Source organism: Acidobacteriota bacterium (genome assembly GCA_016700075.1).
In the GTDB taxonomy this organism is placed as follows: domain Bacteria; phylum Acidobacteriota; class Blastocatellia; order Pyrinomonadales; family Pyrinomonadaceae; genus OLB17.
In genome coordinates, this window is record CP065000.1 from 2,471,534 (window position 1) to 2,484,779 (window position 13,246).

Annotated in this window: 12 protein-coding genes; 8 read left to right on the forward strand and 4 right to left on the reverse strand. The window is 55.7% G+C overall.

Going from position 1 to position 13,246, the window contains the following annotated elements:
* Window positions 1-33 precede the first annotated feature (33 nt).
* Window positions 34-993 (forward strand): phosphoesterase, encoded by a 960-nt coding sequence (locus tag IPM50_11220; GenBank protein QQS32236.1) that lies wholly within the window; start codon window positions 34-36, stop codon window positions 991-993.
* Between the two features lie 89 nt (window positions 994-1,082).
* On the opposite strand, the gene IPM50_11225 is transcribed toward IPM50_11220, so the two are convergent.
* Entirely contained in the window at window positions 1,083-1,625 is a 543-nt protein-coding gene (locus tag IPM50_11225; protein QQS32237.1) for a hypothetical protein, read from the reverse strand.
* Window positions 1,626-1,740: 115 nt separating this feature from the next.
* On the opposite strand from IPM50_11225, the gene IPM50_11230 reads away from it, so the two are divergent.
* Window positions 1,741-2,013 (forward strand): TMEM165/GDT1 family protein, encoded by a 273-nt coding sequence (locus tag IPM50_11230; GenBank protein ID QQS32238.1) that lies wholly within the window; start codon window positions 1,741-1,743, stop codon window positions 2,011-2,013.
* A 174-nt stretch (window positions 2,014-2,187) separates the two neighbouring features.
* Here the strand turns inward: IPM50_11230 and IPM50_11235 are convergent, their stop codons facing one another.
* From IPM50_11235 to IPM50_11245, 3 genes are all read right to left on the reverse strand, one after another.
* The gene (locus IPM50_11235; protein QQS32239.1) at window positions 2,188-5,124 is read right to left on the reverse strand and encodes a carboxypeptidase regulatory-like domain-containing protein; all 2,937 of its coding nucleotides are present in this window, start codon (window positions 5,122-5,124) and stop codon (window positions 2,188-2,190) included.
* Between the two features lie 171 nt (window positions 5,125-5,295).
* Complete coding sequence (gene msrA, locus IPM50_11240) at window positions 5,296-5,835, reverse strand: peptide-methionine (S)-S-oxide reductase MsrA (GenBank protein QQS32240.1); 540 nt, start codon at window positions 5,833-5,835, stop codon at window positions 5,296-5,298.
* Between the two features lie 4 nt (window positions 5,836-5,839).
* Window positions 5,840-6,565 (reverse strand): hypothetical protein, encoded by a 726-nt coding sequence (locus tag IPM50_11245; GenBank protein ID QQS32241.1) that lies wholly within the window; start codon window positions 6,563-6,565, stop codon window positions 5,840-5,842.
* Between the two features lie 353 nt (window positions 6,566-6,918).
* On the opposite strand from IPM50_11245, the gene bamA reads away from it, so the two are divergent.
* The 6 genes from bamA (at window position 6,919) to IPM50_11275 (ending at window position 13,224) form a co-directional block, all read left to right on the forward strand.
* Window positions 6,919-10,014, forward strand: a complete 3,096-nt coding sequence (gene bamA / locus IPM50_11250) for an outer membrane protein assembly factor BamA (GenBank protein QQS32242.1) — start codon at window positions 6,919-6,921, stop codon at window positions 10,012-10,014.
* 154 nt (window positions 10,015-10,168) lie between these two features.
* A complete protein-coding gene (locus IPM50_11255) occupies window positions 10,169-10,768 on the forward strand; it encodes an OmpH family outer membrane protein (GenBank protein QQS32243.1) in 600 nt (199 codons plus the stop codon).
* Between the two features lie 87 nt (window positions 10,769-10,855).
* The gene (fabZ, locus tag IPM50_11260; protein QQS32244.1) at window positions 10,856-11,311 is read left to right on the forward strand and encodes a 3-hydroxyacyl-ACP dehydratase FabZ; all 456 of its coding nucleotides are present in this window, start codon (window positions 10,856-10,858) and stop codon (window positions 11,309-11,311) included.
* Between the two features lies 1 nt (window position 11,312).
* The gene (locus IPM50_11265; protein QQS32245.1) at window positions 11,313-11,582 is read left to right on the forward strand and encodes a hypothetical protein; all 270 of its coding nucleotides are present in this window, start codon (window positions 11,313-11,315) and stop codon (window positions 11,580-11,582) included.
* Entirely contained in the window at window positions 11,579-12,358 is a 780-nt protein-coding gene (lpxA, locus tag IPM50_11270; GenBank protein ID QQS32246.1) for an acyl-ACP--UDP-N-acetylglucosamine O-acyltransferase, read from the forward strand. Before IPM50_11265 ends, lpxA begins: the two co-directional genes overlap by 4 nt.
* Window positions 12,359-13,008: 650 nt before the next feature.
* On the forward strand, window positions 13,009-13,224 hold the full coding sequence (locus IPM50_11275) for a hypothetical protein (protein QQS32247.1): 216 nt from the start codon (window positions 13,009-13,011) through the stop codon (window positions 13,222-13,224).
* Window positions 13,225-13,246 lie beyond the last annotated feature (22 nt).

Below are 13,246 nucleotides of genomic sequence, written 5' to 3' on the forward strand. Positions count from 1 at the left end.
CCAAGCCGTTTATTAGCCTAATATGTTTTGCCTATGAAGCTAAGAATACTCTATCACGGCAATTGTTTCGACGGTGTTTCGTCGGCCGCCATCTTTACCAAATTCTACCGCACCGTCTTTCATCCGGACGCATTGGTCGCCTATACGCCGACGATGCACCGTGCGGGAAATGCGTTTGACCGCGAACAGTTTGACGGCGACGATAACGCCATCGTCGATTTCAAATATTGTCCCGACGAGCGCCTGACGTGGTGGTTCGATCATCATCAGTCGGCATTTTTGACCAAAGAGGACGAGGCTCATTTTTTGGCGGACACGTCGGGACAGAAGTTCCTGGATACCAAGAGCGCCTCGTGTGCGGAATTTATCGCACGAGTCGCCAAGGAAAAATGGGGATTTGACGACCCTTTTCTTGCAGAGTTGATCGAATGGGCGCACATCATCGACGGTGCCTTTTACGAATCGCCCGCGCAGTGCGTTGAACTGCGTTCCTCGGCACTGAAGCTGATGCAGGTGATCGAAGGCGAAAAAGATCCCGAGTTCGTTGAACAGATAATTCGAATGCTGACCGAACGGACGCTTGACGACATCGTCGCTTCGGACGAGATACAGCAGCGTCTGAAGCCGATCCTCGAACGTCATTGGTCAACGGTCGAGCTGATAAAGGAGCGTTCGGTTTACGACCGCGGCGTGGTGGTTTTCGACCTGTCGGACACGGACATCGAGGGCTACAACAAATTCATTCCCTATTATCATTTCCCGCAGACGACGTATAACGTCTCGCTGACGCAGAGCGATTTTCGGACCAAGATATCGGTCGGTTCCAATCCGTGGGCTCCGCGGCCCCGCGTCCACAATATTGCGGAGATCTGCGAGAAATACGGCGGCGGCGGACACGCCGTTGTCGGTGCGGTTTCGCTGAAGCGCGACGACCTGGAGCTCGGCAGGCAGTATATGCAGGAGATCATCGAAACACTGCGTTTTGCAGATTGACCTGTCGCGAAAAGAAAAATGACCGCAATGGATGCGTTCAATTACTGAGCACATCCTTTGCGGCCTTTTAGGGGGGAATTGAAAAAAGCCTAGTTCTTCTTGGTAAATACCAGAGTCGAGGTGTTGTTGCCCCGCGGCGTTTGCGATTCGCGGGTTACCGTCAGCCCTCCGTCCGTGCCCATTTCCCAAGTCTCTTTAGTGACCATCGTTATCGAGCCCATCGGGCTGTCAAAATTGCGTGTCTGCGAAAGCTTCAGCTTGCCGCCGTCAAATTTTGCCTTCAGAGTAACAGGGATCGGGCCCATCGGGCCTTCGGACTGCGTGTTCTTGTCCTTGCCGTCCAGGCTGTATGTGTACGATGAATCGCCGCCGAATCCGCCGCCGCCGCGTGCACCGCCGCCGCGCGGAGCTTCAACTCCGGTCTGCGGAGCGCGCTTGGTCTCGGTCTTGACCGACAGGTCAGCTTCGGTCTGCGTTACCGTCATCGTCATCGATTCGACCGGCATCGCCATTTTCGATCTCGCAACGTCGAGCATCCATGTACCGGACATGTCCGGTGCCTTCTGAGCCGAAGCGGAAATTGCCATCGCCGTCATTACAAAGGCGGCCGCGAAAAGTGTCTTTCTGATCATTCTCTTACTCCTGAAACAGGTTAATTTCGTATCAATGGTCAATAAGACGCAATTCTAGCTCAAACGGCTTTCGCAATGGTGTAAAGAATTGTAAATTTACAGGCAAGGTATTCTTATGGACTGGAAGATATTCGGCACCTCGTTCCTAGTGCTCTTTCTGGCAGAACTCGGCGATAAGACGCAGCTTGCCGTTATCACGATGACCGCCAGCACGGAATCAAAGATCGCCGTCTTCATCGGAGCAAGCCTGGCATTGATCGTCGTAACGGGCCTCGGCGTGCTTGTCGGCGGCGTTTTGACGCAATTTGTCCCGACCGAATGGCTGCAGCGCATCGTGGCTGTTGCGTTCATAGCCATCGGCGTGCTGATGCTTTTCGGTAAATTGTGAGCCCATCTCTAGGGCACTCTGCGTCTTTCTCAGCGAATCTCTGCGTTGACGTTTTGCAATCGCGGAGATCGCAGAGTCTTACGCAGAGAGTGCAGAGTTTAAAGAATCGGAAAGACTCTATGCAAAAAAAGGCTGCCATTGCTGACAGCCTCAATTCGAAAAATTTCGACGCTCCTACTCCTGAGCGATAAAATCCACATCAGACAAATTGTCCGATAGGACGAGCAGGCGTGAGTTCGGATCGAATCGGAAACGGCGTGAATTGACCGTGACCACGACGTTCTGCCCTGCAGATATGCCCTCGAAACGGAAGTAGCCGAAGCTGCCCGTCATCACACTGTGGCGGATGCCGTTCGCTTCTGACAAGGTGATCTGTGCGTTACGCAGTCCCGCACCGCTTTGCAGCATCACACGGCCTTCGACCGATACATTTGCCGACGTCGGTACAGCAGTAAAGCCGATGTCGAACGTATGATCGTTGCTGCCAAGGTCGCCCGTCGTCAGGCTGATCACAGGGAACACACCAGAGGGTGAGCCGGCAGGATTCGTCACGCTTATGGCATCGGAATCCGACGAATCAGTGTCGCCGAGCTGCGTATTGACGTTGACCGCGGTCAGCAGCAATCCAAAGAGCGGCTGCGCCGGAGCGTAGTTCGCCGGGTTGTCCAGGCGGATCTCATACGGATGGTTGTATTTGATGCCGCCGAGCACCTGGCCGATGTGATCGGTCAGGTCGCCGTCCGCAGTGTCGCTGAAAACGAAATAATATTCGCCGTTAGCGTCCGTGACCGCGGTTCCGACGACCGAAGATCCGTCATACAGGCGAACCGTGACGCCCGCAAGCCCAAATTCGCCGGGGTCCTGAACTCCGTTCGGATTCAGGTCGCGCCAAATGCGGTTGCCGATCTCGATCGGAGCGGGATCCGTCATCAATTCCATACTCGACCCGACGCCGCCGGCCTTGCCCATCGTGTTCGGGTCGTTGCCGGCACCGATATACAGGCGCAGAGCCTTGGAAAATCCTCCGTTCGTGTTGTTCAGCCAGCGAATGCCGCCGTCATACACCTGATTAGTTACGTTCGGGATCGCGTCGAAAACGGTTGTGATCACATCGGGCGCACCCGGCATCATCAGCACTCCGCCCGATGTGACGTCGTCGTGATTGCTGCCCTTGCCGGCGATGGTTGTCGTCGGCGAGGTATAGCTGGCCGACAACGTGTATGCATCACCGTGATAGAATTCGCCGCCGCCCGGGCCTTCTTGTGTGTTCTGCGGGCCCGTACCGTTGCCGCCGCAGCGTGCGTCATTCTCAAGCGTCCACGAACCGATGCTGCCGCACGCGCGAATGATATCACCGCCCGTCCGCGGCTGATAGAAGTTCGTATTGCTCGGGTCGCTCGGGTTTGAAAGCGTTCCATTGCCGATCTGATCGCCGAGCCGGTCGCGGAATGCGAGGATCATGTCGCCATTGTCAAATGCGATGTCGGTAAGCATCGGCTGTGCATACGACACCCAGAACTGATTGGTCGAGGCGTTCCTGTAAACCGCTGACCACGGACGCCAAGCCGCCATCGAACCTTCGCTGCGTGTGTTCAGGCCGCGTTTGTAATTGAGCGGCATTTGAAACAGCGGCGATGAGCCGAATGCGAGAGTGGCCGGGTTTACCGAGTAAACATAGCCGCGAAGTCGCCGAGCATCTCCTAAGTTATGGACTCCGTTGCCGTCAACATCAGTGAACGGCTCGCCCGCTTGGTAGCCTGCGGTCCCGTTGATATTCACATATGGCTCGCCGGTATCGCGAACACCGTTATTGTTAGTATCGATATAGTAATCACCGGAATTGTGTATGCCGTTGCCGTTAGAATCTGTAAAGCTGTCCACATTGGAACTCGACTGCGCCGAACAGACCATACCGGCGAAAAGCTGGCCGCGGTACATCGCCAAAGCGAACGGGCGAACGTCCGCTGCAGGGCAATTGCCCGAGGGCAGCGGCGGATTCGTCGGGAATGCCTGGCTGGATATCATCGCTCCGGTCGTCGCATTCAGAGCATAAAGCGTCCTGTTTGCAAGATTTACGACGTAGAGCGTGGACTCATCTTCTGACAGCACAAGACCGCCAAGGCTTGATTTGCCGACCGCGTCCCAGCCTGTGTTGTTGTTATCTCGCGGATAGTTCGACGTGTCATGCAGATTCGTCGCCGGGCCGGGAACGATAAAATGCCCGACCACTGTACCCGAACCTAAAGGATCGATGATATAGATCGCGTTCGGCCCCTGCGGCCCGAAACCGACGTGTCGCTTGAAGAATGCCGAAGCATAGAGCCGCTTTGATTTCTTGGACCAAGCCAGGCCGAATGTCGGACCGATCTGATCCGCCAGAACGCCGAGCGGTTTCGCCGCCGGCTCATCAAACAGCGAGAGCGTGGCGGAAGTAGAAGTGTCGGTGCTGCCGGCGGAATACGGGAAGCTGAGCAGCGTTACCAGATCGCCGCTGGGGCTGACCAGATTGTCGCCGGATTGGTAAACGGCCGCTGCGACCTGCGGATTGTCCTGCGAATACTCCGTCGGGTAATTGATAGCGAGGTTGACGTTCGTTGCCGGCGTAGAGACGAACTGTACCGTCGAACCCGAGTTGGTCGCCGTTCCGCCGTTCACCGAATCGGTGCTGCGGGATGACGGCTTGAATCCTGCGGGCAGATTCGTGAACTCCACGCGATACGGCCCCGAACCTGCGTCCGTCGTCGTCAGAGTGAACAGGCCCGCGGCGTCCGTGTTGACCACGCCGCCGGAGGTTACGTTCGCTCCGGAAGCGTTGAAGGCACGCACCTGGACATTCGCAACGCCGCGGTCGATGGCGACCGGAATGTTGCCGAAACCGTCGTTCGTGATGGTGGTCGATGTGTTATAAACGCCGTTGCCGTTAAAGTCCTGAAAAACTCGGCCGCTGATGGTGCCGGCCTCAGGCACTGGGGCCGAGATCTCATCGTCCTGCTTCGTCATACGCTGAGCGTTTGACGAGAGGTCAAATACAAAGACTGCCGCAAACATCGCGACGCATCCGAATAGTGTGATATAGAACGCTCTTCTGCGAGCGAGGGGTGTGTTTTTCATGACTGGATATTCTGAGGCCGCGAGAATAGTGTGCCTCTTATGCTGGAAATTGGTTGGATGAAGGGAGTCCGAGCCCTAGGACACGAGCCGTCAATGAAAGTTTAGTGAAGACAGCGCAGTTGTGTCAAGCTATTTTTAACAGTCATCAACACTGTTTTCACATGCTGTTAACTACTTTTTCAGCCGCGAAGCATACTTCTGTCTGAATTTCGCTACTTTTGGAGCGACGACCGCGGCGCAGTATGGTTGGTTGGAATTATTCTCAAAATATTCCTGATGATAGTCTTCCGCGGGCCAAAAACGGTCGAATGCAGTAATTTCGGTGACGATGGGATCGCTATACAGACCTTCAGCCGCGATCTCGTCGCGGACAGTTTTCGCCGATGCGCTCTGTTGCTCGTCATGGTAAAAAATACCCGAGCGATATGATGAACCAACATCGTTGCCTTGGCGGTTCAGCGTTGTCGGGTCGTGCGTGGTAAAGAAGATTCTGAGCAGGTCTTCGTAGGAAATTATGTCGGGGTCAAAACGGATCTGTATCGCTTCGGCGTGGCCGGTGGTTTCGGAGCAGACCTGCTGGTAGGTCGGGTTTTCGGTGTGGCCGCCGGTATAGCCGGAAACGACGTCCTCGACGCCCTCAAGGGCGTCGAAGATAGCTTCGACGCACCAAAAACATCCTGCGGCCAAGGTCGCTGTCTGCAGTTCAGCCATGGCGTCAGGCGGCCTGCGATTCGCCGGCCGGTACGAAAAGTATCCGCGAACAGCTCTCGCAGGTCACGATCTCGGCACCTTTGCGGACGTTCATGAAAACCTGCGGCCTCAGCTTCATATAGCAGGCACTGCACGATTCGTTCACGACCTCGGCAACGGCGACGCCGTCGCGGCTGCGCTGTACCAGGCGATCGTAAACGGCGGCTAGATTCGCGGGCAGCATGTCGAATGTGGTCTTGCGTGCGGCCGTCTGCTGGGCAAATTCGGCCTTGGCTTCAGCGAGTTCCTTGTCGAATTCGGCCATTGCAGCGGCACGTTCGCCGTCGAGGCTGTTTATCTCATCGGCGCGTTCTTCGAGTTCTTTTTCGACCGTTTCGATGGCGTCCATCGCTTCTACGGTCTCGTTCTCGTACGTGCCTATCTGCTTCTGCAGTATCTCTGTCTCGCGCATCGCCGATTCGTATTCACGCTGGTTCTGTGCGTGCTTTAGGTTGCGTTCGGCGCGTTCGAGCATCGTTTTGTGTTCGGCGATGTTCTTCTCCAAAGTTGCCCGCGTTGCTTTCAGGTCCGAATGCCGGTTCTGCACTTCGCGTATAGAAAAGGCGTGCTCCTCAAACTTCTGTTCGATCGCTGCACGCCTTTCGTCCGCTGTATCTATTAGGTTTTTAAGCCGGCGGAGGTTTGAATCCGCCCGCTGAAGCTCTATCAATTTATCAAGTTCGTGTATCACTGAAACTGCCTCCAATACTTGAGCCAATCAACTATAATAATGCTGCTGCGGCCGTTTAGCAAGGAATAAGGATACCGCGGCTGCGGCCCGTGCGCCGCATTGCCCTCGTCAGCCGTTTCAGGAAACCGTTTACACGCTTCATTTTCCGCTGCTCAGCCTGTATAATCCGAAAGTTTGACGGAAAGGCACGAAAAGGCAACCTGCGCTATTTAGGCAGAATCAAAAGCCTTGTTCGGTCCGACGTTGAAAAGCCCCAAATGTTGAATTATTCTTGATTCGACGCTAACAGGTCGGGGTGCAGACGAGCCGCTACGGGGTTCGTGCGATCTCCTCAGAGGGGAATTTTCCTTTTTATGTCTTATCTGAGAGCTTTTGGTTCCATAATTTTGGCGGTTGCGTTCCTAACGCTTCCCGCCGTCGCCTCGGCGGGCGACGAGATCCCGAAAGAGGAACCCGCTAAACCCGCTAAACCTGCAGCCGTTCAACAGGTAGTAGAGAGCGTCGATATTCAGGGCAATCGCCGTCTTCGCGACGAAGACCTTTTGTATTACATACGCACGCGTCCCGGCGATGTTTTCAGCCCCGCGGCCTTGGAACGCGACCTTCGCGAACTGCTCTCGCTCAACTTTTTTGATAAGACAGCGACCCGCGTCCTCACCGAGGACGGCATTCAAGGCGGCGTGAACGTGATCTTCGAGGTCCGCGAACTGCCGATCATCCGCGACCTGCAGTTCAAGGGAGCAAAGGCCCTGCAGGAATCCGATATTCTCAAAGAGTTTCGCGAACGCCGCGTCGGCGTCTCGAAAGAATCGATCTACGACCCCGTAAAAGCGCGGAACGCATCGCGCGTTCTTCGCGAGCTGCTCGCGTCAAAGGGCTATCCGAACGCCACGGTGGACATCACGGAAGAGGAAGTTTCCGCTACGTCCATCGCTCTTACGTTCGAGATCGAACAGGGGCCTCGTTCGCGCATCATCCAGATCGATTTTGAGGGCAACGAAAAGTTCAAGGACAGCGAGCTTCGCAACGCTCTCCAGCTTGTAAAGCGGACAGGACTGATCGCTCGTTTTCGCGGCCAGGACATTTTGGACCTGCGTAAGCTGCAGTACGATCTGCAGCGAAATGTGCGGTCCTACATGTGGTCAAAAGGCTATTTCCAGGCACGCATCGGCGAACCTGAGGTCGAAGGCCTCGGCCTCAAACGCACCGGCCCGCCGATCATCGGCAATCTTCCGATACCGCTTTTGACGTCCATCGACGACACGCTCCGCATCGTCGTGCCTGTAAACGAGGGCAAGGTTTTCCGCGTCGGCGAACTCAAGGTCGAGGGCAATTCGATCTTTTCCGAACAGCAGATACTCGGGGCGATCGGGCTCAAAAAAGGCGAGATCGCGGACGGCAAACGCCTGCAGGATGCCGTTTTCGAGGACCTCAAGAAGGTTTACGGCTCGCAGGGCTTTGTTAACTACGTCGGCGAATACGACCCCGAATTCCGCGACAATCCCGACAATCCGAACGAAGGCATCGTCGATATCACGCTGACCATCGAGGAAGGCAAACAGTTCACGCTGCGCCGTTTGCAATTTACCGGAAACACATTTACACGCGACCGCGTCATGCGTCGCGAGTTCCTGCTGAATGAAGGCGATATCTACAATCAGCAGTTCCTCGATATCTCTGTCGCACGTCTTAATCAGACGCAGTATTTCGACCCGATCGATAAGGATCAGGACATCGAGATCCGAACCGACGAAGAGAAAGGCGACGTCGACCTGATCGTCAAGGTCAAAGAAAAAGGCCGTCAGCAGATCTCGTTCAACGGCGGCGTTTCGGGCATCGGCGGTTCGTTCTTCGGCCTCGAATATTCGACTAACAACCTTGCCGGCCGCGGCGAGGTCATCTCGTTCAATCTCGGTGCCGGAAACCGCCAGCAGAATCTGCAGTTCACCTATCAGGAACCTTATTTCCGCGAAAGGCCCGTTTCGGTCGGCTTCTCGATATTTGCTTCGCGGTACAAATTCTTCGGCGAGGGCACGTTCCTGACCCAGAACGAGGACCTGCTGAATCAGCTTTTCGATCCGCTTGCGCAGATCCGCACGGATGAGAGCAATCTGTTCACACAGCGGACATACGGTGCGAACGTTTTCGCCACCGCGCCGCTTTCCGAGCTTTTCTTTAAGAAGCGCAAATTCACGCAGTTCTCGCGTCTCGGCCTTTCGTACCAGTTCACCGCGACCACGATCCAGGACCCCGAGGTAAACGAATCTGCCGATCCGGCTTCGCGGATCCCTGTCATTTACCGCCAGCCGAACATCATAACCAGCCGTGTCACAGGTACCTTTGTTTATGACACGCGTCAGCCGGCGGCGAACGGCATCGACACGCTCGGCGGCAAACAGGTCTCACTTTCGCTGGGCTTTGCGGGGCTCGGCGGCGACGTCAGAACATATTCGCCTCAGCTTTCATATTCGCAGTTCATCCCGATGCGGAAAAAGAACTCGAAGAATCCTGACGTGCTTGCATTCCGCGTTTTGGCCGGTACCATTGGCACATGGTCCACGAGCAAGGCCGTACGCGATGTGAATTCGCTCTCGTTCATCGGCGGCATTCCTGTTTACGAACGCTTCTATCTCGGTAGCGAGAACGACATCAGAGGTTATAACTCGCGTGCTATCGGCCCGATCACTCCGTTCGACACCTATGTCACGACCAGGAATGTGGTCGTCGCCACCAACGCCTTTGGAACGCCGAATACCGAAACCGGGCTCGACCAGCGTACCACTGACGAGATCAGGCCGATCGGCCTGCTGACAGGTGTCGGCGGCGACAACCCGGCCCTGTTCTCGCGAAACTATCGCTTCATCGGCGGCGACACGCAGCTGCTGGCAAACGTCGAATACCGCGTACCGATCTTCGGGCCGGCGACCATGGCTCTTTTCGCCGACGTCGGTTCGGTCTTCAATCTGAGAAAATCGGGCATTCAGCGTATCAACAGCGAATTTCTGGACGACGATAAATTCCTCGGTGCGGGCCGCGTAACGGCACTCGGACTGATAAATACGCCTGTCCTTGAAAGCAGTTTCGGCAGCCTGCTTTACTATCGCGGCCGCCTGATGACAAAGACCGACTTTGTCAACGAGTTTTGCCGCGGCAACCGTGCCGGCTGTCCGACGGCTCTTTCGCCGCAGGTTCAGCAGTTCTATCTGCGCGGCGAGGCTCAGCAGAACTCGCTGCTTCGCATAGACGATTCCGCGTTCGCCAAGATCGGCGATTTTCGCGCCAGCGTCGGTGTTGAACTCAGAGTTCAGGTACCGGTCGTCAACGTGCCGTTCCGCCTGATCTATTTCTACAATCCGAACGGCAAGTTCGGTGTTCAGGAATCGCTGCCGGGCATCTTTTTGCCGGGCAAGCGCAACGGTTTCAAGTTCACGGTCGGCAGGACCTTCTGATGTCTGAATATTGACATCGAATGGTCGTTTAGTTAGGATTGCGTTTTTTATTTGAAACGCAAAGCAACAAATTCAGTGGTTTTGGTCTCAAATAGACGTGAAAAAAGAACGCCGGCAATGGACACGCAACCGGCACCGGAGTACATAAACAGAAATGAAAAGATTTGCTTTTTTAGTTTTTAGCCTTGTTTTTGCGGCAGTGATCGCAGTTCCCGTTTTCGGACAGGGCGCCGCCGCACCCGCACAGCAAAAGATCGGCTGGATCAATTCGGCCGCTTGGGGTGCTGAAGAAGGCGGCATCACCAAATATATCAACGCCGCCAAGGCGCTGAACACCGAGTTCCGTCCGAAGCAGGTCGCTTTGGAAGACCTCGACAAAAAGATCAAGGCCATCGCTGAAGACCTCAGAAAAATGTCATCGAATCCGGCCGTTCCCGTTGACCAGCGTGCCGCCGCAGCCAAACAGGCTGAGGGCGAAAAGCTGCAGCGTGAGTTCGAGTTCATGCAGAAGAACGCTCAGGCTGATTTCGAACGCCGCAGCGGCGAGGTTCTCGGCCCGATCGAGGACGAGATCAACGCGGGCATTCGCGAGTACGCTAAGGCAAACGGTTACACGATAATCCTTGACCTCGCGGCACTGGCACAGGCCGGTGCGATCCTCGCGTTCGACCCCGCGGCCGATATCACGAAAACGTTCATCACGTATTTCAACGGACGTGCGGGCGGTTCCGCCACGCGGACGCCGACGCGCTAGTCCCGAGCGACCGCCATTTTTTAATGCAAAGCCGGCAAAATTGCGTTTTGCCGGCTTTTGCCGTATATCTTTCATATTTGCCGCGTTATGGTGGTTTACGATTCCGTCGCTATTCAGGAGATACTTCCGCACAGGTATCCCTTTCTCCTCGTTGACAAGATCATCGAGATGGTTCCCCGCGAGCGCATTGTCGGCGTAAAGCAGATAACCGTGAACGAGGAGTTTTTCAAGGGGCATTTTCCGGGCGCTCCGGTGATGCCCGGCGTGCTGCAGATCGAGGCCCTCGCACAGGTCGGAGCGATACTCGCACTGCGTGAATTCGAGAACCGCGATGAGAAGATACCGTTCTTCACCGGCATCGAGAACGCACGTTTCCGCAAGCCTGTCGTCCCGGGCGACACGCTTATTCTGGAAGTAACGGCTCTAAGGATCGGCAACCGCGTCCAGCGTATGAAAGGCGTGGCGACCGTCGACGGGAATATCTGTTCCGAAGCTGAGATACTTTCGATAATCGCCGACCGCAGCGAACAGAAGGGTAAATAGGATGCGATCTACGGAACTGCTGGGCGACAACGCACTGTATTATCTGCCGCTGATCGGCGGTGCGGTCGGCCTCGTACTCGGGCTGGTTCCGCTGGTCGCGGGTGTCATAAAAAAGAAGATACGGCTTGGCTTTTTCGGCCTCTTGGCATCGACTGTCGGCGGCGCGATACTCGGCATTTTTCTTTCCATTCCCGCGATGGCCGTTTTTACCTGGCTGATACTTCGCTCTCCTGACACGTCAGCTGCAGCATCCGACGAAATTTCCGAATGACCACCTTCGTTCACGAAACAGCTATTGTCAGCCCCGATGCTGAGATAGGCACCGGTACTTACATCGGGCCTTTCTGCACGGTCGGCGGCAGCGTGGTTTTAGGTGATGGCGTACGGCTGGGATCGCACGTCGTCATCGACGGCGACACGAGCATCGGCGCCGAAACGCATATTTTCCCGTTCGCGTCCGTCGGCCTCGCTCCGCAGGACCTCAAATACAAAGGCGAATCGACCAAGACCGTCATCGGCAAACGCAATCAGATCCGCGAATTCGTTACCATTCACCGCGGGACTGGATCGGGCAACGGAATTACCGTGATCGGCGACGACAATCTGCTGATGGCACAGGCACACGTCGCACACGATTGCCGTCTGGGCAGCGGCATCATCATGGCGAACGCAGCGACGCTTGCCGGCCATGTCGAGATAGACGACGGTGCGAGCGTCGGTGCGTATTCGGGCGTGCATCAATTCTGCCGCGTCGGTTTTCAGGCGTTCATCGGAGGCTACAGCGTCGTTGTGAAAGACGCGATGCCGTTTGCCATCATTCAGGGAAATCATGCGAAATGCTACGGCCTGAACCGCCTCGGCATGAAACGCCGCGGCTACTCGAAAGAGTCCATCTCGGCGCTGAATCACGCGTTCCATCTGCTGCTCGCGTCAAAACTGAACACCACGCAGGCCATCGAACGCATCCGTGCCGAGATCTCCGACGTCAAAGAGGTCGATCTGCTCGTTAATTTCATCGAAGCCTCAAAACGCGGCGTCGTGAAATAGGCCGAAATCGCCGGACCGCAGGCTGCCAGCCTGCATCTGTCAGAACCACCTGCGGCGGTTGACGTTCCCGTCAACACTGGCACGTCTTTTGTGCCGGAACCGGGTGGTTTAGCTCAGGCCTCGAAGTTGCAGAAGCCCGCGCGTCAGCAAGGGCGGTCGCCGGACCGCAGGCTGCCAGCCTGCATCTGTCGGAACCACCTGCGGCGGTTGACGTTCCCGTCAACACTGGCACGTCTTTTGTGCCAGAACCGGGTGGTTTAGCTCAGGCCGCGAATTTGCAGAAGCCCGCGCGTGAGCAAGGGCGATATCCGGAACGCAGCCTGAAACAGAAAAACGTGTGGTAGAAGATACTTGCATTCAGGAGATCTGCACTATGGTTCGCTATCGCCCTTGCTTACGCGCGGGCTTTTGCATCTTCCCGCATGCGTTGAAATGTTCCAATTAACGGTTCGCTATCGCCCTTGCTAACGCGCGGGCTTGTGCATCTTACGGGCTTACAAACGCGTACAGATCAAGATCCAAAGGGAGAACCGCCCTCTTTAGCGGGTGGTTTAGCTACGGCCGCTCCGCCGGCCTGCACAGGCCGCTTCCTTCGCGATATACTTGGGGGAACCACTCGCGTGAGCTAGTGGCAAAAAGGTCAGAACAAAATGGAAGACCATCAAATATCCATCGAAGATTTCGGCAAGCGCGTGCAGCGCTGCTACGGCTGCTTTATCGCATATCACCTGAAGGACATGTACCTTGGCGAGGACGTCACCTTTTTTTGCGAACACTGCCACGACGACACGATGTTCCATTTTGACCAATTCTCTAAGCTCATGGACCTGTCAAAACTCGACCCGCCGGGCGGACACAATCATTAAAATGCTCTTGCGTTTTCTTCAC

What these genes read in the sequence shown, in the direction of transcription:
- IPM50_11275 (QQS32247.1), top strand. Translation starts at nt 13,009, where the DNA reads ATGGAAGACCATCAAATATCCATCGAAGATTTCGGCAAGCGCGTGCAG.
- msrA (QQS32240.1), bottom strand. Translation starts at nt 5,835, where the DNA reads ATGGCTGAACTGCAGACAGCGACCTTGGCCGCAGGATGTTTTTGGTGC.
- IPM50_11265 (QQS32245.1), top strand. Translation starts at nt 11,313, where the DNA reads ATGCGATCTACGGAACTGCTGGGCGACAACGCACTGTATTATCTGCCG.
- fabZ (QQS32244.1), top strand. Translation starts at nt 10,856, where the DNA reads ATGGTGGTTTACGATTCCGTCGCTATTCAGGAGATACTTCCGCACAGG.
- IPM50_11220 (QQS32236.1), top strand. Translation starts at nt 34, where the DNA reads ATGAAGCTAAGAATACTCTATCACGGCAATTGTTTCGACGGTGTTTCG.
- IPM50_11225 (QQS32237.1), bottom strand. Translation starts at nt 1,625, where the DNA reads ATGATCAGAAAGACACTTTTCGCGGCCGCCTTTGTAATGACGGCGATG.
- IPM50_11255 (QQS32243.1), top strand. Translation starts at nt 10,169, where the DNA reads ATGAAAAGATTTGCTTTTTTAGTTTTTAGCCTTGTTTTTGCGGCAGTG.
- IPM50_11230 (QQS32238.1), top strand. Translation starts at nt 1,741, where the DNA reads ATGGACTGGAAGATATTCGGCACCTCGTTCCTAGTGCTCTTTCTGGCA.
- bamA (QQS32242.1), top strand. Translation starts at nt 6,919, where the DNA reads ATGTCTTATCTGAGAGCTTTTGGTTCCATAATTTTGGCGGTTGCGTTC.
- IPM50_11235 (QQS32239.1), bottom strand. Translation starts at nt 5,124, where the DNA reads ATGAAAAACACACCCCTCGCTCGCAGAAGAGCGTTCTATATCACACTA.
- lpxA (QQS32246.1), top strand. Translation starts at nt 11,579, where the DNA reads ATGACCACCTTCGTTCACGAAACAGCTATTGTCAGCCCCGATGCTGAG.